The organism is Deinococcus sp. LM3 (assembly GCF_002017875.1).
In the GTDB taxonomy this organism is placed as follows: Bacteria; Deinococcota; Deinococci; order Deinococcales; family Deinococcaceae; genus Deinococcus.
The window spans coordinates 221,001-246,654 of record NZ_MUFV01000003.1 but is presented as its reverse complement, the minus strand read 5'-3'; the positions used below and the strand labels follow the sequence as shown (position 1 = coordinate 246,654).

Genomic DNA, 25,654 nt, shown 5'->3' with positions numbered 1-25,654 from the left:
CATGCCTGAGCGGAAGCGGACGGTCAGAAAAGGAAGGGTGAGCTGGACAGAGCCTGAAAAACAGAGCCTGAAAAGCCCCGATCATATACAGAGAAATAATCAGAGCTGGCCTCCGCAGGTCACCTTCCCTTCCCCGCCCTTGCGGCAGACTCGGCGCTGATGAACGCACCCTTCCAGGGCGGCCGCCCCTCCCCGGCCCGCCCGCCCAGTCCGGCAACCGATCCGCCCCCCACCCGCCGCGAGCAGTGGCGGGACCTGCGCGCCACTGTTGGACTGGTCTGGCAGGCCAGCCCCCGCCACGCCCTCACGTTCGCCGGGACCAGCCTGCTGGGCAGCGCCCTGCCCGCCGCGAACCTGCTCGTCGGAAAGTACCTGCTGGACGCCGTGGCGCGCGCCGCGCAGGGCGACGTGACGTACGGAACGCTGCTGGGCCTGCTGGCCGCACAGGTGGGACTGGTGATCCTGGGCAGCCTGCTGAGCACCGTGCAGGGCGCCGCGCAGCAACTGCTGGGCGACAGCCTGCAACACACGGTCAGCCGCCGCATCCTGGACAAGGCCACCACCCTGAGCGTCGAGGCGTTCGAGAACGCCGACACGTACGACCGGCTGCAACAGGCATACCGCGAGGTCGGGTCGCGGCCGCTGGGGGTCGCCACGCAACTCGTGTCGCTGGTGGGGGCCGTCATCACGCTGGGGTCGGTGGGGGCGCTCATGGCGCAGCTGGGCGCGTGGGTGCTGCCGCTGGTGATCCTGGCGAGCGTGCCGGGCGTGATCATCAGTAACCGCTTCGGGGTGGAAGGCTACCGGATGCTGCGCCGCCAGACGCACGACGCGCGCGTGCAGAACTACCTGGGCAGCCTGCTGACGTCGGACACGCTGGTCAAGGAGGTGCGGCTGTTCGGGTTCGAGCCGTACCTGCTGCGCCGCTGGCGCGAGTACTACCTGGGGTTCCGCGCGCAGCTGGAGACGCTGGTGCGGCGGCGGTCCGCGTGGAGTTTCGGGGCGTCGCTGCTCTCGGCACTGCTGATCGGACTGGCGAGCGCCCTGATCCTGCGGCGCGCGGCGGCCGGGCAGATCAGCGTGGGGGATTTCAGTGTGTTCGTGCTGGGCATCGCGCAGGTGCAGGCGACCGTGAGCGGGCTGCTCAGCGGCGTGAGCGGCATCTACCAGAACCTGCTGTACATGCGCAACCTGTACGCGTTCCTGGAGTTGCCGGGCCGGGACCTGAACGCGGGGGACATCTGGGAGGGCCGCATCGACACCATCGAGTTCCGGGACGTGTCGTTCCGGTACCCGCTGACGGAGCGGGACGTGCTGCGCGGCGTGAACTTCACGGTGCGGCGCGGCGAGTCGCTGGCGCTCGTCGGGGAGAACGGCGCGGGTAAGACCACGGTCGTGAAACTGATGACGCTGCTGTTCCAGCCGACCGGCGGGCAGATCCTGCTGAACGGCCTGGACGCCGCGCGCTTCAGTCCGCGCAGCGTGCAGCGCGAGATGAGCATCATCTTCCAGGATTTCGGGCAGTACCAGATGACCGCCCGTGACAACGTCGCCCTGGCCGAGAGCGAACGCCTGGGTGACGACGCCGGTGTGCGCCGCGCCCTCGGGAGCGCCGGGGCGGAGTTCGTGGATTCCCTGCCGGCCGGGCTGGACACGCCGCTGGGCCGCCTGTTCCAGGGTGGGCGGCCGCTGTCGGGTGGGCAGTGGCAGCGGCTGGCGCTGGCGCGGCTGTACTTCCGGGACGCGTCGGTGCTGGTGTTCGACGAGCCGACGGCGGCGCTCGACGCGCAGGCGGAATTCGAGACCATCCAGGCGCTGCGGGCCGAGGCGGCGGGGCGGATCACGTTGATCATCTCGCACCGCTTCTCGACGGTGCGGCTGGCGGACACCATCGTGATGCTGGAAGGGGGGCAGATCACTGAGAGCGGCAGTCACGAGGCGCTGCTCGCGCGCGGCGGGCGGTACGCGGAGCTGTACGAGTTGCAGGCGCGTGGCTACGCGGCGGCCGCCCAGACCGGGGACGCCCTTTCCTGACTGGAAGGCCGGTGGCGGCGAGCGGCCCCACAGCACGGTCAGGCGCGGTCAGGTGAGGAGACCGGGCGGGGTGGAGCCACCCGTCCGGGGGCAGTCGGCTTGAGGGGATCTTCACGCTGCGCGGTCATGAAGCGGTTCAGGGCGACCTTTATCACACGGTTCTGTAAGAACTGACAGCGTTGACGCCGTGTCAGCATGAAGGCCGCCGCAGGGCTCACAGGGCGGGGAGGCCACCCCACCCCCCCGGAGCGACGAATAGTTCACATATAGGCCCACCTCAAGTGGGCTTTTTTACATTTCTGGTGTTTAAGACCTTCATGAGATCAGCGGTCGGAAGGGTAAGAGGGGTGAAGTCCCCCCCCCCATAACCTCCATCAAAGAGGACACCCTGGAGCCCGGCGCTCCGTCCCGCCCCCTCACGACCTGGAGGTCACCTCATGAATCACGTTTCCCGCACGCTGCTGCTGTCCACCGCCCTGGCCCTGACCGGAACCGGTCTGGCGGCCGGCACCGCCCCGAACACCGTGATCAACAACAAGGCCGTCCTGACCTACCGCGACGCCCTGAACGCCCCGCGCACCGTCGACTCGAACATCGCGACCGTCACGGTCCGTCAGGTGTTCGCCGTGACCGTCACGCCCGACAGCCCCGAGGCGCCCATCGCCCCGGCCCGCGCGTTCGCCACCTTCGCCGGCGGCACCCGCCAGATTCCCTACACCCTGACCAACCCCGGCAACGGCACCGACACCTACACCCTGAGCGTCACGCAGTCCACCAGTGACGGCTTCGACGCCGGCATCCGCATCCTGCGCGGCGGCGTGGAAGTCACCGGCCCCATCACCCTGACCGCCGACCAGAGTGCCGACCTGATCATCGAGGCGACCGTCCCCGCCGGCACCGCCGACGGACTGGCCTCGCGCTTCGCGCTGGTCGCCACGTCGGGCGGCAACGGAACCGTCGTCGACTCGGACAACTACGCGCAGCTGACCGTCAGCGCCGCCGGCCAGCTGAACCTCGGCCTGAGCGTCTCACCGACCGGCCCCGTCAACCCCGGCAGCACCCTGTCGTACACCTTCAGCGCCACCGTGCCCAGCGGCAACCCGGCGCGCGGCGTGACCGGCGTCGTCACCGTGGACGGCACACCCCGCAGCGGCATCCTGCTGAGCGACCCGCTGAGCGGCCAGACCTTCGCCGCCATGGGCGCCGCCACCTTCACGGTCGGCGCCGGCAACAGCACGCCCGCCCCCACCCTCGTGCGCCTGTACTCCACCGACGGCGGCAGCACCTGGACGGCCACCGCGCCCGCCACCCTGGCGAACGTGAACGCCGTAGCGCTGCTCGTCGAGGGCAGCGGCGACCTGCTCGCCGCCGGCGACAGCGTGAGCCTGACCTTCGACGCCCGCGTGCCGGACGGCGCCCCGGCGAACACCACCATCAGCAACACCGTGAGCGGCGTCTTCGACGGCAACGCCGACGGCGACGGCGCCGACACCGGCGAACGCCCGGTCAGCCCGGCCACCAGCGTGACGGTCGCCACCGTCAGCCGCGCCGCCGTCGGCCCCTTCAGCTTCCCCGAGGCGGGCACGCCCTCCACCGGCACGTACACCTACGGCGGCGTGACCATCGAGCGCAGCGGCGACACGCAGACCACCGTCACGGACGTCGTGGCGGGCAGCACCGTCACCTTCCGCGAGACGCTCAGGAACACCGGGAACGCCACGAACACCTTCACCCTGGCCGTCAGCGGCGCCCCGGCCGGCTGGACCTGCACGGTCCGCAACATCGACAGCAGCGGCACGCTGGGCTCCGTGATCTCCTCGTCCGTGTCGCTGGCGGCCGGCGCCACGCTGGAATTCGCCGTCACCTGCTCGGTGCCGTTCTCGGCCGCCGGCACGACGAACACCGCCCTGACCGTCAGCGCCACCCCCAGCGGCGGCACGGCCGACACGACCACCAGCGTGATCGCCCGCGTCACGGCCGCCGGCCTGCCGGTCCTGGGCAACAGCGACCGCGACAGCGCCACCGCGCCCAGCACCACGCCCGTCACGGTCAGCGCGAACCCCGGTCAGGACGCCGTGTTCCCGCTGGAGCTGCGCAACGGCGGCCCCGTCGAGGAAGCGTTCACCCTGAGCGGCCCCGCCGGCACCCGCTACTACATCGACACGAACAACAACGGCATCCTGGACAGCGGCGACACCGAACTGACCGGCCCGACCGCCCCGGTCGCGCCCGGCGGCACCCTGTTCCTGCTGGCCGTCACGCCCATCCCGGCCGGCGCCGTGGCCGGCGACACCAGCGTCACCGTCACCGCGACCTCCACCACCGACGCGGGCCGCGTGACCAGCGTGACCAACGTGGCGCGCACGAACTCGGTCACCAGCGGCACCTTCGCCCCGAACGGCGCGCAGAGCACCATCAGCGGCGGCAGCGTCGTCTACACGCACACCCTGACGAACACCGGCAACGACAACGCCGACTTCACCGTTCCGGCCGTCACGTCCGCGCAGGGCTTCGCGTACGCCTTCTCGACCAGCGCCTCGGGTCCCTTCACCTCGACCCTGAGCGGCACGGTCGCGCGGGCCGGCACGCAGAACATCTACGTGCAGGTCACGGCGCCCGCCGGACTGCCCGGCAACGCCACGCCCAGCGAGACCGCCACCATCCGCGTCAACCTGACCGCGCAGCGTGACCCGCGCGTCACCGTCGCCCTGAGCGTCGACGACACCACCAGCGTGCAGTCCGTCGTGGCCAGCGTCACCAAGACCGTCGAGCTGTGCAACGACGCCACCTGCACCGCCGTCACGCCCGTCACGGACGGCCGCGTGAACCCCGGCGACTACCTGCGCTACACCCTGGTCGTCCGCAACGACGGCAGCAGCGTCCTGAACAACGCCGTCCTCGAAGACCAGCTGCCGGTCGACGCGAGCAGCAACGTCGTCACCAGCTACGTGAAACTGGGAGCCAGCAGCGCCAGCGTGCTGTTCAGCACGAACGGCGGCACCAACTGGTTCAGCAGCGCTGCCTCGCCCGCCAGCCTGAACGGCACGCGCGGCAGCTTCCTGGCGGCGCTCGACACGAACGGCGACAGCACCATCACCGCTGCGGACGTCCTGAACCCCGGCGCGACCTTCACCGTGACCTTCGTGGTCCGGGTCAACTGAGGCGGACGTGTTCACCCTCTCCTCCACTCCTGTCCGGTCGGCCCTGCTGATCACGCTGACCATGCTCGGCGCTGGAACGGTCCGTGCCGGGGAGATCCGTAACACCGCCGCGCTGCGCGCCACCGTCCCCGGCGGCCCGCAGGTCCTGATTCCGTCGAACACCGTGACGCTGCGGGCGCAGGAGCCCTGCACGCCCAGCGTCACGCCCGACGGGCAGCCCGGCGCGGCGCGGGTGATCAGCAGCGCCGCGCCCGGCACCATCCTCATTCCGTACACGGTCAGCGTGCAGGGCGACCAGGGTGGTCCCGTCACCCTGAACGCCAGCCTGCTCGAGCCCACCGAGGGCGTGCAGGTGCGCGTGCAGGACAGCGCCGCCGCCGACGCCCGCGAACTGACCAGCCTGACCCTGAACCCCGGACAGTCGCGGGAGGTGACGGTCGCCGTGACCGTCACCCGCGCCCTGACCGCCACGCTGAACGTGAACCTCGCCGCGACCTGCGGCGGGCGCAGCGACCGCGTGAACGTCACGCAGGTGCGCCTGCGGCCCGTCGCGGCGCTGCTGCTGAGTCACAGCGTCGCCCCGGTCCTGGCGCAGCCGGGCGACGAACCCACCTTCACCCTGACCCTCCCGGTCAGCGTGCCCGAGGGGGGGTCGGCGTCCCTGACCGTGACGCTGCCCGCCGGCCTGAGCTACGTGCCGAGCAGCGCCCAGCTCGGAGCGAACGGCGCGCCGGTCACGGCGGCCGTCAGTGCCGACGGGCGGCAGGTCACGTTCACGCCCGGCACGGTCAGCGCCGGGCAGACCCTGACCGTCACGTACCGCGCCCGCATCGGCGTGGACGCCGTGGACGGCTCGGGCCGCGAACGGGACCTCAGCGCGACCGGCGTGGCGATCGTCACCGGCCCGGACGGGCAGGTCACGCGCAGCAACGAGGCCAGCGCGACCGTGCGCGTCACGCCCGGCGTGTTCGACCGCCGCGCCACCCTGATCGGCGAGGTCTTCCTGGACGTGAACGGCAACGGCCGCCGCGACCCGCAGGACTCCCCGCTCGCCGGCGCGCGCGTGCTGCTCGCCAGTGGCGTGCAGGCCGTGACCGACGAGATGGGCCGCTACGCCCTGCGCAACCTGACACCCGGCCCCTGGCTGGTCACGCTCGACCGGGACACCGCGCCGTTCGAGCCGGTGCCGGGCTTCGGCCCGCGCGTGGCGGACGTGTTCGCCCTGACCCGCCTGGACTTCGCGCTGCAGCAGCCGAGCGCCGTGACGGGCAGCGGCCTGCCGTCCGGCGCCGGCGCCCCCATGAACACCACCGTCCGTCAGGGACCGCTGCTGATCACGCGCAGCGTCGCCCCCACTGCCGGTGGCGGCAGCGTCGTCACGCTGACCGTCAGCAGCGCCCGCCCGGTGCAGGACGTGACCGTCACGGACCGCGCCACCCCGGACAGCGAGACGCGCACCTTCGTGCTGGGCGTCCTGTACTCCACCATTACACTGCAGTACGTCACCCTCACACCGGCCGGCTCGAACGACCCGGACGTGCTCTGGAGAGAACCATGAAGGTCCCCCTCACGCCTTCTTCCGCCCCTGTCCGCCCCGCCACCTCGTCTTCCCTTCCGCGCCGACTGCCGCGCCTGCTGGCCCTGAGTGCCCTGCTGCTGAGCGGCGCGCAGGCGGCCCCGGTCGCGCTGCGCGCCGTCCTGAACAGCCCGGACGGCGCGGCCGTTCCGGTCAGCGTGGACCTCAGCGGCCCGGCCCTCACGGGCGGGGCGCGCACGGTGCGCATTCCGGTCGGCGGGACGCTGCTGGACCTGCCCGAAGGCCGCTACGACCTGCGCCTGAGCAGCGCCGGCGCCCGCCTGGACCAGACCGAGGTGACGGTCGGAGCCGGCGGCGCCGACGTCACGCTGACCGTGCAGCCGGACGTGACCGTCACGCTGGACGTACCGGCCTCCGCGCCGGTCGGCAGCACCGTCACCGCCCGCGTCACGCTGCGCTCGGCGTACAGCGAGGCGCTGACCCTCACGCCGGACCTGAGCCTGGACGAGGGACTGGTCGCCAGCCCCGTGAACCTCACCCGCACCCTTCCGGCCGGCGGGACCGTCACGGCCGAGGTGCCGGTCCTGATCGGCACGGCCGGCCCGCTGGAACTGCGCCTGACGCTGCCGGGCCTGGACGAGCCGGTCACGGCGCAGGTGCAGGGCACCCAGCCGGGCCGCCTGATCGTGACCGCCACCCGCGATCTGGAAGAGGCGGGCCGCGCGACCCTGACGGTCGAGAATCCGGGCGCGCCGCTGACCGTGCCGGTCACCCTGAGCGGCTTGGGCGTCAGCGGCGCTGGCCTGCGGGACGAGGACGGCCAGCCGGTCACGACCCTCACGCTGGACGAGGGCGAGAGCCGCACCCTGACGCTGGAAGGCACGCCGCAGGGCGCGGACGCCGCCGTGACCGTCACGCTGGGTGCGACCGCGACCCGCGTGCCGTTCGCGGAAGGCCGGCCGGACCTGCGCGCCGCGCTGAGCGTCACGCCGGCCGACCCGCTGCCCGGCGAGACCGTGACCGTCACGCTGGACGCCCGCAACGCGGGCGCGGCCGCGCTGAGCGGCGACCTGACGGTGCAGTGGCCCGCGTGGCTGACCCCGCAGGACACCCCGGCCGGCCCGCTGGTCGTGCCGGCCGGCGGGACCGTGCGGCGCGAGTGGACCGCCCGCGTCGCCTTCGGCGCGCCCGAGAGCGGCGCCGTGCAGGTCAGCGGCGCCGGCGACCTGGCCCCGCTGAACCTGAGCGCCGCGCTGCGCCGCACCCTGCTGGGCCTGCGGGTCCTGCCGGCCGCGCCGCAGGAGGCGGGCTTCGGGGCGGAACTGCCGGTGTTCGTGCAGAACCCCACCGGGCGCCCCGTGACGGTCACGCTGGGCAGCGTCGCCGTGCCGCCCACCGTGGCGGTGCAGGCGCCGCGCGTGCAGATCCGCCCGGAAGCGGACGGCGCGCCCCCCGCCCCGCAGGACGAGACGCTGGCCGAACCGGAGGACACCCGCCCGCAGGTGACGCTCGCGCCGTACGGCAGCGCCGTCGCCCGCCTGCCGTACACGACCGCCGAGGAGGGCGTCACGACCCTGACCGTCACGCCCGAGGTGGACGGCCAGATCGCCGGCGCGCCGCTGAGCGGACCGCTGACCTTCACGGCCCGCCCGCAGGCCACCCGCTCGACCGTGATCACCCTGCCGTTCAGCGTGCGGGGCCTGACCACCGGCTCGCTGCTGGCCGCGCACCTACCGCCCGAGGGCGCGGCGTACCGCTCGGGCAGCAGCGAACTGCGCGTCGGGGACCGCGTCACGGTGCTGCCGGACCCGCGCGTCGGGGAGGGCGGCCGCCTGTACTGGACCCTCCCGGCCGGCACGACCGGCGGGACGCTGGCGTACACGGCCGCGCACGTCGGCGTGATCGGCGCGCCCGAGCCGCTGGGCCTGAGCGCCCGCGTGGGCGAACGCGACCTGATCCTGTCCGGCAGCGTGGACGCCGCCGACGCCGCCCGCGCCACCACCCTGAGCGCCACGGAACGCGACGGCCTGATCCGCTCGCCGCGCGACGGCGTGATCCTCGCCGAGGGCGCCCGCACGAACGTCACGCTGGAAGGCCCGTCGAACGTGCCCGTCACGCTGAAGGTGAACGGGCAGGTCATCCCGGAAGCGCTGCTCGGCGAGGCCGGGCAGGGACAGGGCGTGTCGCGGCTGGTGTACATCGGCCTGCCCCTGAGCGTCGGCGAGAACCTGATCGAGGCGACCTTCGGGCAGCAGAGTGACCGCGTGCGCGTCCGCGTGCCCGGACAGGCCGAGCGGCTGGACCTGGGCCTTGAGGAGGGCGTCACCGCCGACGGCAGCACCCCGGTGGCGCTGCTGGTCCGCACCGTGGACGCCCAGGGGCTGCCCAGCGGCGCCGGGCAGGTCACGCTCTCGACGGACCTCGAACCGCTCGACCCGGACGCCGACCCGCAGACCGCCGGCTACCAGGTCAACCTGACCGGCGGCGTGGCCCGCGTGCGCCTGGAACCCCTCAGCAGCGCCCGCACCGTGAACGTGCAGGCCGCGCTGGGGAACCTGCGCGCGACCCGCGCGCTGTTCGTGGACGTGCCGGACGAGACGGTCGTCACGTACCAGGCGAGCGCCGGGGTGCGGTACTCGCCGGCCAGCGGCCTGAGCTTCGAGGCGCAGGCGCGCGGGTACGCCGAGTTGCCGCTGCTGGGCGGGGCCCTCCAGGCGTCCGCCGACACGGCCGGCCTGCCCGCCCTGACCTCGGCCGCCACCGCCGGGAAACGCTTCGCGCTGACCGGCAGCGGCACCGAGTCCCGCACGAACCTCAGCAGCGACCTGGGCTTCGCGTTCCGCTACGAGCGGCGCGACCTGAGCCTCGGGTACTACGACGGCGCGCTGGCCCTGGCGCCGCTGTCGAGCCTGCCGCGCGCCAGTGCGCTGCGCGGCGAGCTCCGGCGCGGCCCCTGGAGCGTGCGCGCCCTGGCGGCCCGCACGCCCACCGGAAGCGTCACCGAGACCATCCAGCCGGACGGGGGCCGCAGCTACCTGCTGTCCAGCCTGCCGCGCGTGGGCAGCGAACGCGTGACGCTGATCAGCGGCGCGGCCGAGCAGACCCTCCAGGCGGGCCGCGACTACCAGCTCGACGGGCTGACCGGCCGCCTGACCCTGGCGTCCCCGCTGGGCCTGTACGGCCCGGACTTCGAGCCGCAGCGGCTGTCCGTGGCGTACGTGCCGCAGGGCGCCGGCGCCCTGGAACTCACGCTGGGCGCCGGCCTGAGCTACGCGCAGGGTCCCTGGACCCTCGACGGCGGCGTGGCCCGCACCGGGTCCGAATTCCGGTACGGCGCGCAGGTGCAGTACCGCACGCTGCCGCTCACGGTGCTCGCCTCGTACCGGCTGGACCCGGAAGCGCCGCGCGGCCGGTTCGGGATCGACGCGCAGTACCGCGAGGGGCCGGTCACGGCCAGCGCCGCGTACACCGCCGAACCCACCCCGGACGCCGCGACGGTGCGGGGCGTGGGCGAGGTCGCGTACCGGCAGGCGACGTTCGGCGTGAAACTCCAGCACCGCGTGCAGACCGGCGACCAGCGCGTCTCACTGACCGCCGACCGGCCGCTGGACGCCCGCTGGACCGTCGGGGCCGGGGCGGAGGTCGTGTTCCCGACCGCCGAGCACGGCACCGGCCTGAACGGCGTGGTCCTGGCCCGCTACGCCCAGGACCGCACGAGCGCCGAGGTGCAGCACTCGCAGCCGCTGCTGGGCAGCGCCCGGCCGCAGTCGCGCCTGAACGTCAACTACCGCCTGAGTTCCACCGCCAGCCTGCTCGGGCGCCTGCAGCAGACCTGGGGTGAGGAGGGGTCGCTGATCGGCGAGGTGGGCGTGCAGCAGCAGCTGGGCAACGCGAACCTGAACGTGTCGTACCAGCTGCCCGGCGCGAGCGGTCAGAGCAGCCGCGCGCGGTTCGGGGTGGACGTGCCGATCAACGTGACCGAGCGTGTCAAGGCGAACGTCAGCGCGTCGGTCGCGCGGGAACTGTCCACCGGCCTGAACTCCGCGACCGGCGCCCTCGGCGTGCGGTACCTGAGCGAGACCTTCTCGGCGTCGCTGGGCGTGGACGCCGCGCGCGGCACCGACACCCGCCTGACCGTGCGCGGCGGCGCGACCGGCACGCTCGGCCAGCACGTCCTGAGCGTGGACGGCAGCGTGCAGGTGCTGCCCACCACGCAGGCGCAGATGACCCTGAGTCACGCGTGGCGGACCGACCGGGTGGCGCTGCTGCAGTACCACCGCCTGGGCAACACGGATTCCAGCAGTGTCGGCACGGTGCTGGAAGGCGAGGTCGCCCTGGACGCGCAGTTCCCGCTGCGCCGCGTGGCCGACCAGTCCACCCGTGACCAGCCCACCCGTGAACCGGAGCCGAACGAGGCCGGGCCGGACGAACCGGTGGCCGCGCCGGCCGAGGCGACCCCGCCGCAGAACGCCGCCCCGGCGCGCAGCCTGTCGCTGCAACCCAGCTTCGCGTACCGCGTGCCCGTCACCGAACGGGACAAGAGCACCTACCAGGGGGGCCTGAGCGTCACCGTGCCCCTCACCGACCGCCTGAGCGCCGGCCTGAACGGCTACCTGATCTCGCAACCGGGCCTGAACGCCCTGAACCTCACCTACGGCGCGGACCTGCGCTACCGGATCAGCGACGGCCTGCGCCTCGTGGCCGGGTACACCGCAGGCGCGACCGGCACGACCGCCGGCCTGACCACCGGCGCCAACCCCGGCGTGTTCCTCCGCGCCGACCTGTCTGGAGGCCGCTGATGCCCCGAATGAACCGACCGAACCGGGCGCCGCACTGGCTGTCCCGCCTGGCACTGCTGCTGACCCTGCTGATCACCCCCTGGAGCGCCGGCGCGCAGGCCGGGTCCTGCTCGGCCGTCGCGTGCGTCGCGGCCGGACCGCGCCTGCTGAGCGTGGACTCGCAGCGCAGCGTGATCCTGAACGGCCTGTTCCAGGGACTGCTGGGCGGCGGGTCCCTGACCCTGAGCGCCGCCGACTGGAACGCCATCGCGAACGCCGACGTGAACCTGGGCCTGTTTCTGGACGCCCTGACGGCCGAGGCGGGCGTCGGCACGACCGGCGAGGCCCTGAACGCCGACGTGACGCTGCTGCAGGTGCTGGACGTGGCCGCGCAGGCCGCGCAGACCTCCGGGAACACGGCCGCCGTGAACGCCCTGAACCTGCTGCGGCCCGCGCTGTCGGCCCCGAACGGCACCATCCGGCTGGGTGACCTGCTGAAACTGGAGGGGAGCAGCGCCGCGTTCCTGACCTCGCAGGTGAACCTGCTGAACCTGCTGACCGGCAGCGTGCAGCTGTTCAACTACCGCAACGCCGTGACCACCCCCACGCCCGTCACGCTGAATGCCCTGAACGTGAGCCTGTCGGGCCTGGGGCTGGGCGTCAACACGGTCACGCCGACCGTGCGGGTGTACCTGCAGGTCATCGAGCCGCCGGTGTACCGCTGCGGGCCGCAGGGCACGCAGTTCAACACGGCCGCCATCCGCGCCAAGCTGAACGTGGACCTGGGCGGCACGCAACTGAACGTCCTCGGTTTGACCGACGGGAAACTCACGCTGACCACCCTGGACCTGTACCTGGAGGTCGCGAAGGCCAGCGGCACCATCGGCACGGTCGACGCGATCAGCCGCGCGCTGAGCCTGGACGCGCAGCCCGGAGTGGCGCAGCTGGGCCTGGGACAGATCAGCGACAGTGTGTTCTTCAACCGCTCGAACGCCAACCCCTTCGCTTCGCTGACGCAGGCGATCATCGGCACGGTGGACCTGAGCGTGCGGGTCACCCCCCTGCTGGAAGTGCCGATCGTGCTGAACGTCCGCGCCAGGGCCTTCGCGGACGGCACCTACCCGCTGGCGACCGTCACCGCCGCTCCCCCCTACCCGCAGACGTACACGGTCGGCAGCAGCAGCGCCGCCGTCGGCACGCTGGTCGGCACGCTGCTGACCAGCCTGGGCACGCCCGGCAACCTCACCCTGGAACTCCGCGACCCCGCGCCGCTGGTCCCCACGGCGCTCGTGACGAGCACGATCAGCGCGGCGCTGTCCCCGGTCCTGAGCACCCTGGGACTGGTCCTGCGGCCCGTGCTGGAAACCGTGCTGATGGCCACGGTCGATCAGCTGCTGCGCCTGCTGGGCATCGGCATCGGCGAGGCCGTGTTCACGGTCGGCGGCGTCGGGAACGTCTGCACGGTCACCGGCGTGGTGTACCACGACCGCCAACCCGACGGCGCGCGCGACGCCGAGAGCTGGGACGGCCCCACCACCTTCGTGAACGCCGTGACGGGCGGGCGCGTGCAGGCCTCCGCGCAGGTTCCGGCCGGCGCCGGCACCTTCACGCTGGCGCTCGGCGAGGGTACCTACACCCTGCCGGTCGCGCGCACCGCCGCCGCGACCAGCGCCGGGAACCCCAGCGGCTTCGTGTTCGTCAGCCCGCTGAACGGCACGCGCACCGTGACCGTCACGGCCGCGAGCACCTCGGTTCCTGAGCAGGAGTTCGGGCTGTTCCAGGGCGACCGTCTGAGCGGCGTGGTGTTCCGTGACGACGGGCGCGGCGCGAGCGGCGCGGCCCACGACGTGACGCGGCAGGGCGACGAGACGGCCCTGGCCGCCCGCACCCTGACCGTCAGCGGCACCCGGGCGGGCGCAGCCGTGACCCGCAGCGCCGTGACCGCCGCAGACGGCTCGTACACGCTGTACGTGCCGGGCGACTGGACCGGCGTGACCTTCCGGTCCGGCGCGACGGCCACCGAGGTCGTGACCGGCGTGCGCCTGAACGGCGTGGCGGCCCTGACCGGCGACGTGAGCGACCCGGCCCTGCGCGACTACGCGCTGCCCACCCCGAGCGGCGCGGACCAGACCCTGAATGCCGGCCTGACCGGACGGGTCGGCCTGACCCCCGACCGCAGCGGACGGGGCGAGGCGCCGCTGACCGTGCGCTACGCCCACACCTTCACGCCCGGCACGACCGGCACGGTCTCCTTTGCCACCACCGGCGGGTTCAGCGGGCAGGTGTTCCTGGACAGCGACTGCAACGGCGTAGTCAGCGACGCCGAACGGACCGCCGTGAGCAGCGTCACCGTGGACGGCAGCTGGCCGCGCCTGCCGGACGGCCGCCTGCGCAGCTGCGCGCTGGAGGTCGAGGTGACCGTCCCGGCCGGCACGGCGGTCGGCACGACCCGCGCGACCTTCGCGACCGCCAGCCTCGTCTGGGCCGGGCGGCCGGACGTGCAGGACCTCGCCAGCGTGACCGACACGACCACCGTCACGCCCGGCGCGGAACTCGTCAAGACCGTGGAGAACCTCACGCGGGCCGACGGCGTGGTCGCCACCGCCGTGGACGCCCTGCCGAACGAGCGCCTGCGTTACTGCCTGAACGTCCGCAACACCACCCCCGACCTCCTGACGGGCGTGACCGTCTCGGACACGTTGCAGGGCGTCGCGGCGTACGTGCCGGGCAGCCTGACCCTGGAAGGCGCGGCGCTGACCGACGCCGCCGACACCGACGCCGGCGAGATCGTGACCCGGACCGTCACGGTGCGCCTGCCGGATCTGGCCGTCGGGGACACGCGGCGGGTGTGCTTCGAGGTGCTCGTGCCCTGACGCGGCACCCGGCGCCCGGCGGGCAGGGGGAGGAGGGCCGGTGCGGCTCCCTCCCCCTGCCCGCTGCCCACGCGGAAAGAATTTCGTGAGGCGGGGCGCGCCATGCTGCGGGCAGGTAAACCCGGAGGATGATGCGCAGACCGCTCCGCACGCACGTTTCGCCGCGCCGCCCCGCTCCCGCCGGGCGGCTGGCGGCGTGGTGGTCAGGCGGAAGCGGCCGTTCCGGGGACCCGGCCTGGACAGACGCGCCCGAGGTCGTCCGGGTGAAGCTGCGCGGGTACCTGTTCGCGCTGCTGTGCGCCGCGCCGGGTCTGACGCTGCTGCTGCTGGATCTGCTGAGCCGCCGGGCGTGGCTGACGGCCGCGCTGCACCTGGGCGTCATGACCGGGTCGCTGCTGCTGTTCGTCCTGGTGGGCAGACGTCCGGCGCGGCTGCCGCTGGCCGAGCGGGTGTTCGCGGGGCTGCTGACCCTCAGCGGCGCGGGGTTCCTGACGCTGTACGCGCAGCGGCCCGAGCAGGTCCTGAGTTTCGACCTGCTGGGGAACGTGCTGCTGTTCATCGTGACGGGCCTGCTGCTGGTGCTGCCGCCGCGCGCGTCCATTCCGCTGTCGGTGGGGCTGCTGATCGCGTACCGGCTGGAAGTCTCGCTGCTCAGCGGCGTGCCGCCGCAGCAGCTTCGCACGGCGCAGTGGGTGAATACAGGCATGTTCTCGCTGCTGGTGGTGGGCGTGGTGATGCGCAGCACCCTCTCGGAACTGGCGGGGCGCACGCACGCGCTGCGGGAACTGGCGTCACGGGACGCCCTGACCGGCCTGCTCAACCGCCGGGGGTTCGAGGAGCAGACCGGTGACCGGCCGCGCCGGGAGGCCGGGGCGCTGCTGGTCCTGGACGTGGACGCCTTCAAGGCCGTCAACGACCGCCACGGGCACGCGGTGGGAGACGAGGTGCTGGCCGCCGTCGGGCGGGTCCTGGCGGGGCACGTGCCGGGCGGCGCCGTGACGGCCCGCTGGGGCGGCGAGGAGTTCATCGTGTGGGCGCCGCTGGACCTGGGGGGCGCGGCGCGGCTGGCCGAGCGGCTGCGCGCGGCGGTCGAGCGGGCCGTGTGGAACGACCTGCGCGTGACCGTGAGTGTCGGCGTGAGCGACTGGCCGGCCGGGGAGGACCTGCGCGGCGCCTTCCGGCAGGCGGACGACGCCCTGTACGCCGCCAAGCGCGCCGGGCGCAACCGGGTGATGCTGGCCGGCGCGGCCGGGGAGGGCGGGGCCCGCCCAGCGGCGCCCAGCGCGTGATCCCCCGGCGTTCCGCGTCTCCCAGGTCAGGTGGCCGGGAGCCCAGCCTGGGCAGACCCGGCCCTCCTGCTCAGGCCGGCCGGGTCTGGGCAGCGGCCCGATGACCTACCATGCAGGCCATGCCGTCCGATTCCCTTCCGTTTTCTTCAACGGTACCCGGTTCCGCTGCTGGCGCGGCGCGGCGTCCGGCGCTGCTGGAACAGATCCTGCACAGCGACGACCTGACGTACCGCGCGGGGCAGGCGGTGTCGGTGATTCACGCGCACCGGCAACGCGGCCACTGGCTGCGGCTGCTGCTGCTGCCCGGCCCGGCCCCGGAGGTCGCGGCGCTGCTGGGCGAGCGCCTGCAACGGCCGGGAGCCAGCGTGGGGCTGGGGTCGTCGCTGGGGCACGCGCAGCACCTGCTGGGCCGCTGCGGCGCGCCGCTGGGGACCGATCCGGCCCCGCTGCACGCGGTGGTGGCGGCGGGCGGGGTGCTGGAAGTCATTCCCGGCAGCCTGGAGGCGCAGGTGGCGGCCCTCACGCAGACGCTGGCCGGGGCGCTGGACGCGCAGGCACGGGCGACCCAGCCGGTCGCGGCGCGGGGGCTGTTCTCATTCCGGCGGTCACGGGGGCCGGCCCCGGACGTGTCGGTGCAGGCGGAACAGGAGGTGCAGGCGGCGTTGCGGTCGCTGCGCGAGGCGCTGGGGGCGCTGCAGGCCGTGCCGCTGCGGGGAACGGCGCTGGACTGGGACGACGTGCCGCTGCCCTGACCGTCCCGTTCCCCTCCCCGGACGGGCGGTTCTTCCGACCGGGAGGGCGCGCGTCTGGCATGATGGACGCATGAGCCACGGAGCGGAGACTGAACAGCAGAGGCTGGCCGCGCTGGCCCGGTACGCGGTGCTCGACACGCTGCCCGAACGGGCCTTCGACCGGGTCACGCATCTGGCCGCGCGGCTGTTCGGGGCGCCCATCGCGCTGATTTCACTGGTGGATCAGGACCGGCAGTGGTTCAAGGCCTGCCTGGGCCTGGATACCCGGCAGACCGACCGGTCGCTGTCGTTCTGCGCGCACGCGATTCTGGGGGACGGGGTGATGGTCATTCCGGACGCGCGGCAGGACCCGCGCTTCGCCGGGAACGCGCTGGTGACGGGCGAGCCGTTCATCCGCTTCTACGCGGGCGCGCCGCTGGTCACGCCGGACGGGTTCAAGCTGGGCAGCCTGTGCGTGATCGATCCGCAGCCGCGCGCGGCGTTCAGCGCGGAGGATCAGGCGGCCCTGACGGATCTGGCCGGGATGGTCGTCAGCGAACTGGAACTGCGGTTCACGAAACGGGAACTGGAAACCGAGGCGCAGGGGCGCGCGCAGATGGTGAGTTTCCTGCGGGAAACGCAGGCGGTGAACGAGGCGCTGCTGGGGGTCAGCACCCTGACGCAGCTGGACCTGCCGCCGCAGGACACGGCGGCCTTCGCGATCGAGCTGGTCGCGCAGGCCGCGCAGGTGGACTGGGCGGCGCTGGCGGCGGTGGAGGCCGGGGGCAGTTCGGCGCTGAACATGTGGAACGTCACGCCGGCCGGGCAGGCGTTCTCGGATCTGATGCCGCGGGCGCTTCCTCCAGGCGAGGGGATCGTGTGGTCGGTCGCGCAGGGCGTCGAGGCGCGCTACGAGCAGCAGTACGCGGCGCTGCCGGGCGCCTCGGAGGCGGTGGTGCAGGCGGGCGCGCAGGCGATCGCGTGGCTGCCGCTGGGCACGTACGGGGGGCAGGCCTTCGTGATGATCTTCGCGGTCCTGCGCCCGGAGGCGCGCTGGTCGGCGCGGCAGCGGGAGCTGTTCGAGGCGGCGGCGAACGTCATGCGGCAGGCCATGAGCATGCGGGAAATCACGCGGCAGGCCGAAGCCTCGGCGCGCACCGACCTGCTGACGGGGCTGGGGAACCGCCGAGCGTTCCTGGAAGACGCCGAACTGCCGGCCGGGCAGCTGGCCGTGGTGGACGTGGACGGACTGAAAGTCGTGAACGACACGCAGGGCCACGCGGCCGGGGACGAACTGCTGCGGGTGTTCGGTCAGGCTCTGCGGGACGGGTGCCCGCCGGGCGGCGCGGCCTACCGGATCGGCGGGGACGAGTTCGCGCTGCTGCGGCCCGGGACGGATGACGGAACGCTGGGCACCTGGGTGGCGGGTGCGGTCGCGGCCGTGCACCGGGCGGGGTTCCCGGATGCGGGGGCGTCGTTCGGGGTGTCGCAGTGGCCGGGCGGGTCCGAGGACCATGCGGCGGCCCTGCAACAGGCCGATCACCGGCTGTACGAGCAGAAGCGTTCGCGCACCCCCTCCCGCTGAGGCCTATAGCCTCCTTCACGCTGGCCTCCGGGCGGGGCCGGCGGTGATCTTCCATCCGACTCCCGATGTCATCCAGGCTTGACGCCCTGTCAACCCACAGTTAACCTGCGGCATGATTCCCGACCCGCTCCCGACCCTGGAACCACGGGTCCGCGAGCGGCGTCAGGGCCTGGGGGTGGGCGCGTCGGACCTGGCGCGGCAGCTGGGGATCTCCCGGCAGGCGCTGCACAAGATCGAGGTGGGCGACTCGGTGCCCGGTACGCTGCTGGCCTTCCGGCTGGCCGCCGCCCTGCACTGCCGGGTGGACGACCTGTTCACGCTGCGCGGCCCGGCCCGGCCGCCCACGCTGCGGGCGCGCGGAGCTGGATCGCTGACCCCCGGCACCCGCGTCGCGCTGGCCCACCTGCCGGACCCGGCGGGCCGCGAGGACCTGCTGGCCGTGCCACTGCCTGCCGGGGCCTTTCACGTCCCGGCTGACGCGACCGTGATCGTCACCGCGCCGGACGGCACCCTGAGCGCCCAGCCGCTGGCGCCGACCGGTGAGGTCCTGGCGGCGGCCGCGCGCACGGCCGTCCTGACCGGCTGCGACCCGGCGCTGGATCTGCTCGTCACGCACGCCGCCCGCCTGGACCCGTCGGCGCGGGTGATCCTGCGGGCCGCGTCCAGCCTCCCGGCGCTGCGGGCCGTGGCGCAGGGGCAGGCGCACGCGGCGGGCCTGCACCTGTGGGACGCGGCGAGCGGCACCTCGAACCTGCCGTTCACGCGCCGCGCGCTGGGACCCGCCACGCTGTTCACGCTGTGGACCTGGGAGCAGGGCCTGCTGCTGGCCCCCGGCAACCCGCGCGGGATCCGCGGCCCGGCCGACTTGGGCCGCGCGGACGTGCGCCTCGCGACGCGCGAACCCGGTTCCGGCAGTCGCCTGCTGCTGGACGGCTGGCTGCGCGCAGCGGGCCTGCCGCACCCGCCGGCCGTCGCCGTCGCCCGCAGTCCGCTGGAGGCCGCGTCGCTGGTGGCGTCCGGGCAGGCGGACGCCGCGCCGGGACCGCGCTCGGCGGCGCTGGCAGCCGGACTGGCGTTCGTGCCGCTCCAGACCGAACGCTTCGACCTGGCCGTCCCGGACGAGCACGCGCGGCATCCGGGCATCCTGGCGCTGCTGGGCGCGGCCCGCAGCGCCGCGTTCCGCGCGGACCTGCACGCGCTGGGCGGCTACGACGCGGCGCAGGCGGGCGAGGTCTGGCAACGCAGCCTGCCCGATCCCGACCCACCGCTCTCCCTGGAGGTCCACCCGTGAATCACCGCCCGACCCGGCCACTCCCCATCTGGCCACTCCTGACCCGCGCCCCGCGCCCGGCCCGCTCCCGGCCGCTCTCGCTGCTGGCGGGCCTGTTCCTGCCGGCCCTGCTGCTGCTGGGCGGGGGCGCGCAGGCGGCGGCGCTGACCGTGTTCGCCGCGTCGTCCCTGACCGACGCCTTCACCGAGATCGGCCGGGAATTCGACCGGAACACCGGGAACCGCACGACCTTCCAGTTCGCGGGCTCGCAGACCCTGCGCACCCAGCTGGAGAACGGCGCGCGCGCCGACGTGTTCGCCAGCGCCAGCGACACGCAGTTCAGGCCGCTGGTCGGGAAGGTCGTCGCGGCGCGGCAGGTGTTCGCCCGCAACACCCTGACCGTGATCGTGCCGCGCGGCAGCGACCGCGTCAGGACCCTGGCGGACCTGACCCGGCCGGGCCTGCGGATCGTGATCGCCGCGCCGGGCGTGCCGGCCGGCGAGTACACCCGGCAGCTGCTGAGCGCCGTGGACCGCGCCGGCACGTACGGCCGGGACTACGCCGCGCGGTTCATGAAGAACGTGGTCAGCGAGGAACCGAACGTGCGGCAGGTCGCGTTGAAGGTGCAGCTGGGCGAGGCGGACGCCGCCGTCGTGTACAGCAGCGACGTGACGCCCGCCCTGAAGGCCCGCGTGCAGGCCGTGGCGCTGCCCGGCCGGTTCGCGGCGCTGACCCCGTACCCGGTCGGGGTGACGCTGGACTCGCGCAGCGCGCCGCAGGCGCGGGCGTTCGTGGCGTACCTGCTGTCCGCGGACGGGCAGCGCATCCTCCGGAAGTGGGGGTTCCGCTCTGCCCGGTAGGCAACCCGGTCCGTCGGGGCGCCGGCCGCCCGCGCTGCCGCTGCTGCTGGCCGGGCTGATGACCGCGTTCCTGCTGCTGCCGACCCTGACGCTGCTCTCACGCGGCCTGAACGCCTCGTTCCTGCCGACGTTGCTGAGTCCCGCCGTGACCGACACGCTGCGCGTGAGCCTCTGGACGACCGGCCTGAGTGCCCTGCTGACCGTGACGCTGGTCACGCCGGTCGCGTTCCTGCTGGCCCGCTTCGACTTCCGGGGCAAGGCGGTACTGGAGACGCTGCTGGACCTGCCGGTGGTGCTGCCGCCCGTCGTGGCGGGCCTGGGGCTGCTGCTGGTGTTCGGCCGGACCGGGCTGCTGGGCGCGCCGCTAGAACTCGCGGGCGTCAGCCTGGCGTTCACGCCGGCCGCCGTGGTCATGGCGCAGCTGTTCACGTCCGCGCCGTTCTACCTGCGGGCTGCCCGCGCGGGCTTCAGCGCCGTGGACCGCGACGTGGAGCAGGCCGCGCAGATCGACGGGGCCGGGCGCGCGCAGGTGTTCCGTTACGTGACGTGGCCGCTGGCCTTCCCGTTCCTGCTCGAGGGACTGGTGCTCGCCTGGGCGCGCGCGCTGGGCGAGTTCGGCGCGACGATCCTGTTCGCCGGGTCGCTGCAGGGCCGCACGCGCACCGTGACGCTCGCCGTGTACGCCGCGCTGGAAAGCGACCTGGGCCCGGCGCTCGTGCTGTCGGCCGTGATGGTCTGCGTGGCGTTCACGGTGCTGCTGATCGTGCGCAGCCTCGCGGCCCGGCGCGGCTGATACGGACTCCGATTGAAGGGTCTTTGCAGCCCCTTCAATCCGAGCGGATGCGAGTGGGGGTCAAGCGGGTTCCGGACGTGGAGCTGGCAATCCGGTGAAGTTCCGGATTGTTAGCGAAACGAACGGAACCCGCTTGACGCGGCCGGGCGCGACCTCTACCCGCGCGCCGCGAGGTGGCGGGCCAGCAGGGCCAGCGCGTCCTGCACGGCGGCCCGGTCCGGGGCCTGGGGCGGGGCGGTGCTGGCCCGCAGGATCAGTTCCGGGCGGGTCACGACCGGCGTGGGCGGCGGGTCCCCGGAGAGCTGCGTGAGCAGGTGCGTGAACGCCCGCGCGCCCAGCGTGGGGAAGTCCTGCCGGACGGTGCTGAGCGGCGGGATCAGCAACGCGCTCTCCGGGGTGTCGTCGTACCCGATGACCGAGACGTCGGCCGGGACGTTCAGGCCGCGTTCCCACAGGGCGCGCAGCGCGCCGACCGCCATCTGGTCGTTGGCGACGAGCAGCGCCGTGAAGGGCGGCCCGGCCAGCAGGGTCTGCGCGGCGAGGTAGCCGCCGTGCGGGCTCCAGTCGCCGCTGACAGCCGCGACCGGGGTCAGGCCGCGCGCGGCCAGGACATGCCGCCAGCCGTGTTCGCGGGTGTTCTCGACGACCGCCTGTCCGGGCGGCGTGATGAACGCGACGCGGGTGTGGCCCAGGTCCAGCAGGTGCCGGGCGGCGAGGCGGGCGCCGTACTCCTGGTCGAGCAGCGCGGCCGGGACGGGCGTGTCCGGGGTGACGTCCATGAACACGCACGCGAGGTCCGGCAGGCGGCGGCGCAGCGCGGCCGCGTCGGCGGGGGTCATGGAGGCGTTGATGAGCACGCCGTCCACCTGCCGCTCGCGCAGGGCGCGGACGGCGTGCGTGACGGCCGCGAGGCTGTCCTCGGGGACGATGGAGACGATCAGGCTGTACCCGGCGGCGCGGGCGGCGCGTTCGATGCCGGCCGTCAGCTGGGACGGGGCGTGCAGGGACAGGTCGTTCGTGACGAAGCCGACCGTGAAGGTCCGCTGCCGGGCGAGGCTGGTGGCGAGGCGGTTGGGTACGTAGTCGAGCTGCGCGGCCGCCTGCGTGACGCGCGTGCGGGTGCGGGCCGAGACGTTCGGCAGGTTGTTCACGACCCGCGAGACGGTCTGCTGGGACACCCCGGCCAGGGCGGCGACGTCGGCGAGGGTGACGGGAGTACGGGAACGCATATGCCCGGCATGTTAACCCTAACAACCCCTGGGTACCAGCGCGGCAGAGCTCAGGTCAGCCTGCTGTCATGGGGCAGCAACCCGGTCGGCCTCCGCTTCACGAATGCTGGCCTGGAGAGCTCTTATTGGACTTCTCACGACAGGCAGGCTCCCACTCAGGCTCCAACCGTGCCCGAATTACACATGTTAACCTTCACAGTTTCTAGGGTGATCGGTACATCAGAACCCTTTCATGACCACGGGTGCCGCCGGGCACCTGACCACCCTCCGCACGGCCCCTCCCGCCGGTCGGCTGCTGCCCGCACGCCTGCCGTCCGGCGTTCCCGCTGCCGACCCCACGCCCCCTTCCCTCTCTGCCAGCAGGTGACGTATGCGCGACCACACCCATCCCTCCAGCCTCTCCACGCCGCGGCCCGCGCCGCTGACGCTGGGCGTGTGCGACTACCCCGAACACGTGGACCCCGCCACTTGGCCCGGGCACGCCCGGCAGCAACGCCGTCTGGGCCTGAGCTTCGTGCGGCTGGCCGAATTCGCCTGGAGTCGCCTGGAACCCCGCCCCGGCGAGTTCGACTGGGCCTGGCTGGATCAGGCCATCGAGGTCGCAGTCGCAGGAGGGTTGCAGGTGGTGCTGTGCACTCCGACCGCCGCGCCGCCCGCGTGGCTGGTCGAGGCGCACCCGGAGATCCTCCCGGTCGGCCGTGACGGGCGGCGGCGCACGGCCGGATCACGCCGGCACGCGGACCTCAGCAGCCCGGCCTTCCGGGAGGCGTCCGTGCGGGTCACGCAGGCCATGGCCGAGCGGTACGGCACGCACCCGGCCGTGATCGGCTGGCAGACCGACAACGAGTTCGGCTGGGGCGACACCGCCCAGAGCTTCACACCCGCCGCGCAGGCGGCCTTCCAGGCGTGGCTGCACGCCCGTTACGGCACCCTGGACGCCCTGAACGAGGCGTGGGGAAACGTGTTCTGGAGCATGGAGTATGGCGACTGGACGCAGATCCCGCTGCCGGGACAGGCGGTGTCGGCCAGCAACCCGTCGCACCTGCTGGACTTCATGCGCTTCAGCTCCGGGCAGGTCGCGGCGTTCCAGGCCGAGCAGGTCGCACTGCTGCGCCGCTCCTCGCCGGGGCGGTTCGTGACGCACAACTTCATGGGCTTCTTCAGCGCCTTCGACCACTACGAGGTGGCGGCCGGACTGGATTTCGCCGCGTGGGACAACTACCCGACCGGCACGCTGGGCGCCCTGGACGAGTGGAAGCTGCTGGACCCGTCGTTCGCGCTGACGTACGCGCGGACCGGGCACCCGGACGTCACGGCCTTCAACCACGACCTGTACCGGGGCCTGACCGGCGCCGGGCGGGGCCTGTGGATCCTGGAACAGCAGTGCGGGCAGGTGGACTGGGCGCCCAGCAACCCGCTGCCCGCGCCGGGCGCCGTGAACCTGTGGACGGCGCAGGCCTGGGCGCACGGCGCGGACGCCGTGACGTACTTCCGCTGGCAGGCCGCGACGATGGCGCAGGAGATCCTGCACTCGGGCCTGCTGCGCCACGACGGCACGCCCGACCGGGGCGCGGCCGAGGTGGCAGGCATCGACCCGGCCCGCTACCCCTGCGTGCCGGTCCGCAACCGCGTGGCGCTGCTGCACGACTACGAGAGCCTGTGGCTGTACGGCGCGCAGCCGCACGCGCAGGGCCTGAGCTACTGGGCGCAGGTGTTCACGTACTACCGCGAGCTGCGCCGACTGGGCGTGGACGTGGACATCCTGCACCCGGACAGCCCGCTGGACCGTTACGACCTGATCGTCGCGCCGGCCCTGACCCTGATGACCCCGGAACGCGCCCGGCACCTGCGAGCCGCCGCCGGGCACAGCCGCGTGGTGTTCGGGCCGCGCACCGCCTTCCGCACCGCGTCCGGCCGGGCCGCGCAGACCGCGCCGGGCGGCCTCCTGGCGCAGCTGACCGGAACGCGCCTGCTGAACTTCGACTCGCTGCCTGCCGGGATGTCACAGCAGGTCGGGTCGTACCGGGCGGCGCTGTGGGCCGAAAGTTACGCGGCCGAGGACCCCGCGACCGAGATTCTGCACCGGTACGCGGACGGACCCCTGAGCGGCGAGGCGGCCGTCACCCGGCGCGGCCTCGTCACCCTGATCGGCGCGCACAGCCCGGAACTGATCGGCGAGGTGCTGGCCGGGGCGCTGCGGGCCGCGAACATTCCCACCCTGGACCTGCCCGAGGGCGTGCGCCTGTCCCGGCGCGGCGAGGTGACGCTGCTCCAGAACTGGAACGCGCAGCCCGTGGCGTGGTGCGACCTGGAACTCGCGGCCGTCAGCACCACGTTCCTGCGGACCGCCGAGGTGCAGGCCCGCGCCGCGCCGCACCTGCACCCCTCACCCGACACCCCGCCCGCCGCCGCATCTGCCGAGCCCCGCCTCAAGGAGTCCACATGAATTCCAGACTGTTGCCGCTCACCGCCCTGCTGACCCTCGCGCTGCCTGCCTGCTCCGAGGCCACCACCCCCCAGACCGACGCGTTCATGCGCGGCGTGGACGTCTCCGAGGCACGGGACGCCGAGCGCAGCGGCGTGCAGTTCCGCGACCTGGACGGGCAGGTGAAACCGGCGCTGCAGATCATCCGGGATCACCGCTACGACTGGGTGCGGGTGCGCCTGATGATCGACCCGGACGGCCGCTACGGCCTGACCCAGGACCTGCCGTACGTGAAGGCCATGATGCTCGACGCGCAGAAACACAACCTGAAGGTGCTGCTCGACCTGCACTACTCGCACTGGTGGGCCGATCCCGGCGGGCAGTGGCTCCCCGAGCGCTGGAAGGGGCAGGACACGGCCGCACTGAGCGCCTCGGTGTACGACTACACGCGCGGCGTCATGAACGAACTGGCGGCACAGGGCACCCCGCCGGACATGGTGCAGGTCGGAAACGAGATCAACGGCGGCATGCTGTGGGAACCGGGCCGCATCCGTAACGACGACATGACCACCTTCGCGACCCTGGCGAACGCCGGCACACGCGCCGTGCACGACGCCCAGCCCGGCACGCCCGTCATGATCCACATCGCCAAGATCGGTGACGCCGACGACACCGTCGCCTGGTACCGCGCCTTCGCGAAGGCCGGCGGGCAGTTCGACACCATCGGCCTGTCGTACTACCCGATGTGGCACGGCACCTTCGAGGACCTGGGCGACTCCATCCGGAAACTGAAGACGGCGTTCGGGAAACCCGTGATCGTCGCCGAGACGGCGCTGTACTGGGACACCAACGAGAAAGGCTACGACAACGTCCCGTACCCGCAGACCCGTCAGGGACAGCTGGACTACCTGCGGGCCCTCACGCCGGTCGTGCGGCAGGCGGGCGGCAGCGGCCTGTTCTACTGGGGCGCCTTCTGGTCCCAGAGCAGCCGCTGGCTGAAAGCCGACTGGACCGACGACGACGCCTCGCGCCGCTCGCTGTTCGACGACGACGCCCGCGCCACGCCCGCCATCGACGGCCTGAACTGAC

General features: G+C 73.3%; 14 protein-coding genes. 13 read left to right on the top strand and 1 reads right to left on the bottom strand.

From position 1 onward, the window contains the following. Window positions 1-159 precede the first annotated feature (159 nt). The 11 genes from BXU09_RS17035 to BXU09_RS16985 all read left to right on the top strand — a co-directional run bounded on the left by BXU09_RS17035 (window position 160) and on the right by BXU09_RS16985 (window position 20,911). Window positions 160-2,034 carry an ABC transporter ATP-binding protein gene (locus BXU09_RS17035; protein ID WP_078305534.1) on the top strand — a complete coding sequence of 625 codons (1,875 nt, stop codon included), beginning with the start codon at window positions 160-162 and terminating at the stop codon, window positions 2,032-2,034. A gap of 437 nt (window positions 2,035-2,471) precedes the next feature. After that, window positions 2,472-5,195, top strand: coding sequence for a DUF11 domain-containing protein (locus tag BXU09_RS17030; RefSeq protein ID WP_078305533.1), 2,724 nt, complete (start codon window positions 2,472-2,474; stop codon window positions 5,193-5,195). Window positions 5,196-5,202: 7 nt separating this feature from the next. Beyond that, a complete protein-coding gene (locus BXU09_RS17025) occupies window positions 5,203-6,753 on the top strand; it encodes a hypothetical protein (RefSeq protein ID WP_078305532.1) in 1,551 nt (516 codons plus the stop codon). After that, window positions 6,750-11,531 (top strand): hypothetical protein, encoded by a 4,782-nt coding sequence (locus tag BXU09_RS17020; RefSeq protein WP_078305531.1) that lies wholly within the window; start codon window positions 6,750-6,752, stop codon window positions 11,529-11,531. Before BXU09_RS17025 ends, BXU09_RS17020 begins: the two co-directional genes overlap by 4 nt. An 8-nt stretch (window positions 11,532-11,539) precedes the next feature. Next, window positions 11,540-14,383 (top strand): hypothetical protein, encoded by a 2,844-nt coding sequence (locus BXU09_RS17015; RefSeq protein ID WP_078305530.1) that lies wholly within the window; start codon window positions 11,540-11,542, stop codon window positions 14,381-14,383. Window positions 14,384-14,514: 131 nt separating this feature from the next. After that, window positions 14,515-15,672, top strand: a complete 1,158-nt coding sequence (locus BXU09_RS17010; protein ID WP_168174655.1) for a GGDEF domain-containing protein — start codon at window positions 14,515-14,517, stop codon at window positions 15,670-15,672. Window positions 15,673-15,791: 119 nt separating this feature from the next. After that, window positions 15,792-16,424, top strand: a complete 633-nt coding sequence (locus BXU09_RS17005) for a hypothetical protein (RefSeq protein ID WP_144012317.1) — start codon at window positions 15,792-15,794, stop codon at window positions 16,422-16,424. A 70-nt stretch (window positions 16,425-16,494) separates the two neighbouring features. Then, window positions 16,495-17,988, top strand: a complete 1,494-nt coding sequence (locus tag BXU09_RS22000) for a sensor domain-containing diguanylate cyclase (RefSeq protein WP_078305527.1) — start codon at window positions 16,495-16,497, stop codon at window positions 17,986-17,988. A 112-nt stretch (window positions 17,989-18,100) separates the two neighbouring features. Next, window positions 18,101-19,279 carry a substrate-binding domain-containing protein gene (locus BXU09_RS16995; RefSeq protein WP_078305526.1) on the top strand — a complete coding sequence of 393 codons (1,179 nt, stop codon included), beginning with the start codon at window positions 18,101-18,103 and terminating at the stop codon, window positions 19,277-19,279. Further along, window positions 19,276-20,118, top strand: a complete 843-nt coding sequence (modA, locus tag BXU09_RS16990) for a molybdate ABC transporter substrate-binding protein (RefSeq protein WP_346417596.1) — start codon at window positions 19,276-19,278, stop codon at window positions 20,116-20,118. Before BXU09_RS16995 ends, modA begins: the two co-directional genes overlap by 4 nt. Before the next feature lie 58 nt (window positions 20,119-20,176). Further along, on the top strand, window positions 20,177-20,911 hold the full coding sequence (locus tag BXU09_RS16985; RefSeq protein WP_078305525.1) for an ABC transporter permease: 735 nt from the start codon (window positions 20,177-20,179) through the stop codon (window positions 20,909-20,911). Window positions 20,912-21,066: 155 nt separating this feature from the next. Here the strand turns inward: BXU09_RS16985 and BXU09_RS16980 are convergent, their stop codons facing one another. Beyond that, window positions 21,067-22,140, bottom strand: coding sequence for a LacI family DNA-binding transcriptional regulator (locus tag BXU09_RS16980; RefSeq protein WP_078305524.1), 1,074 nt, complete (start codon window positions 22,138-22,140; stop codon window positions 21,067-21,069). 370 nt (window positions 22,141-22,510) lie between these two features. On the opposite strand from BXU09_RS16980, the gene BXU09_RS16975 reads away from it, so the two are divergent. Together BXU09_RS16975 and BXU09_RS16970 are read left to right on the top strand one after the other, a co-directional pair. Continuing rightward, entirely contained in the window at window positions 22,511-24,586 is a 2,076-nt protein-coding gene (locus BXU09_RS16975; RefSeq protein ID WP_078305523.1) for a beta-galactosidase, read from the top strand. Next, the gene (locus tag BXU09_RS16970; protein WP_078305522.1) at window positions 24,583-25,653 is read left to right on the top strand and encodes a glycosyl hydrolase 53 family protein; all 1,071 of its coding nucleotides are present in this window, start codon (window positions 24,583-24,585) and stop codon (window positions 25,651-25,653) included. Before BXU09_RS16975 ends, BXU09_RS16970 begins: the two co-directional genes overlap by 4 nt. Window position 25,654: the final 1 nt, after the last annotated feature.

Bases quoted from the DNA above. Each gene is read 5' to 3' on its own strand.
- BXU09_RS22000 (WP_078305527.1), top strand. From the start codon at position 16,495: ATGAGCCACGGAGCGGAGACTGAACAGCAGAGGCTGGCCGCGCTGGCC.
- BXU09_RS16985 (WP_078305525.1), top strand. From the start codon at position 20,177: ATGACCGCGTTCCTGCTGCTGCCGACCCTGACGCTGCTCTCACGCGGC.
- BXU09_RS17020 (WP_078305531.1), top strand. From the start codon at position 6,750: ATGAAGGTCCCCCTCACGCCTTCTTCCGCCCCTGTCCGCCCCGCCACC.
- BXU09_RS17010 (WP_168174655.1), top strand. From the start codon at position 14,515: ATGCGCAGACCGCTCCGCACGCACGTTTCGCCGCGCCGCCCCGCTCCC.
- BXU09_RS16970 (WP_078305522.1), top strand. From the start codon at position 24,583: ATGAATTCCAGACTGTTGCCGCTCACCGCCCTGCTGACCCTCGCGCTG.
- BXU09_RS17015 (WP_078305530.1), top strand. From the start codon at position 11,540: ATGAACCGACCGAACCGGGCGCCGCACTGGCTGTCCCGCCTGGCACTG.
- BXU09_RS16995 (WP_078305526.1), top strand. From the start codon at position 18,101: ATGATTCCCGACCCGCTCCCGACCCTGGAACCACGGGTCCGCGAGCGG.
- BXU09_RS16980 (WP_078305524.1), bottom strand. From the start codon at position 22,140: ATGCGTTCCCGTACTCCCGTCACCCTCGCCGACGTCGCCGCCCTGGCC.
- BXU09_RS17005 (WP_144012317.1), top strand. From the start codon at position 15,792: ATGCCGTCCGATTCCCTTCCGTTTTCTTCAACGGTACCCGGTTCCGCT.
- BXU09_RS17035 (WP_078305534.1), top strand. From the start codon at position 160: ATGAACGCACCCTTCCAGGGCGGCCGCCCCTCCCCGGCCCGCCCGCCC.
- BXU09_RS16975 (WP_078305523.1), top strand. From the start codon at position 22,511: ATGCGCGACCACACCCATCCCTCCAGCCTCTCCACGCCGCGGCCCGCG.
- BXU09_RS17030 (WP_078305533.1), top strand. From the start codon at position 2,472: ATGAATCACGTTTCCCGCACGCTGCTGCTGTCCACCGCCCTGGCCCTG.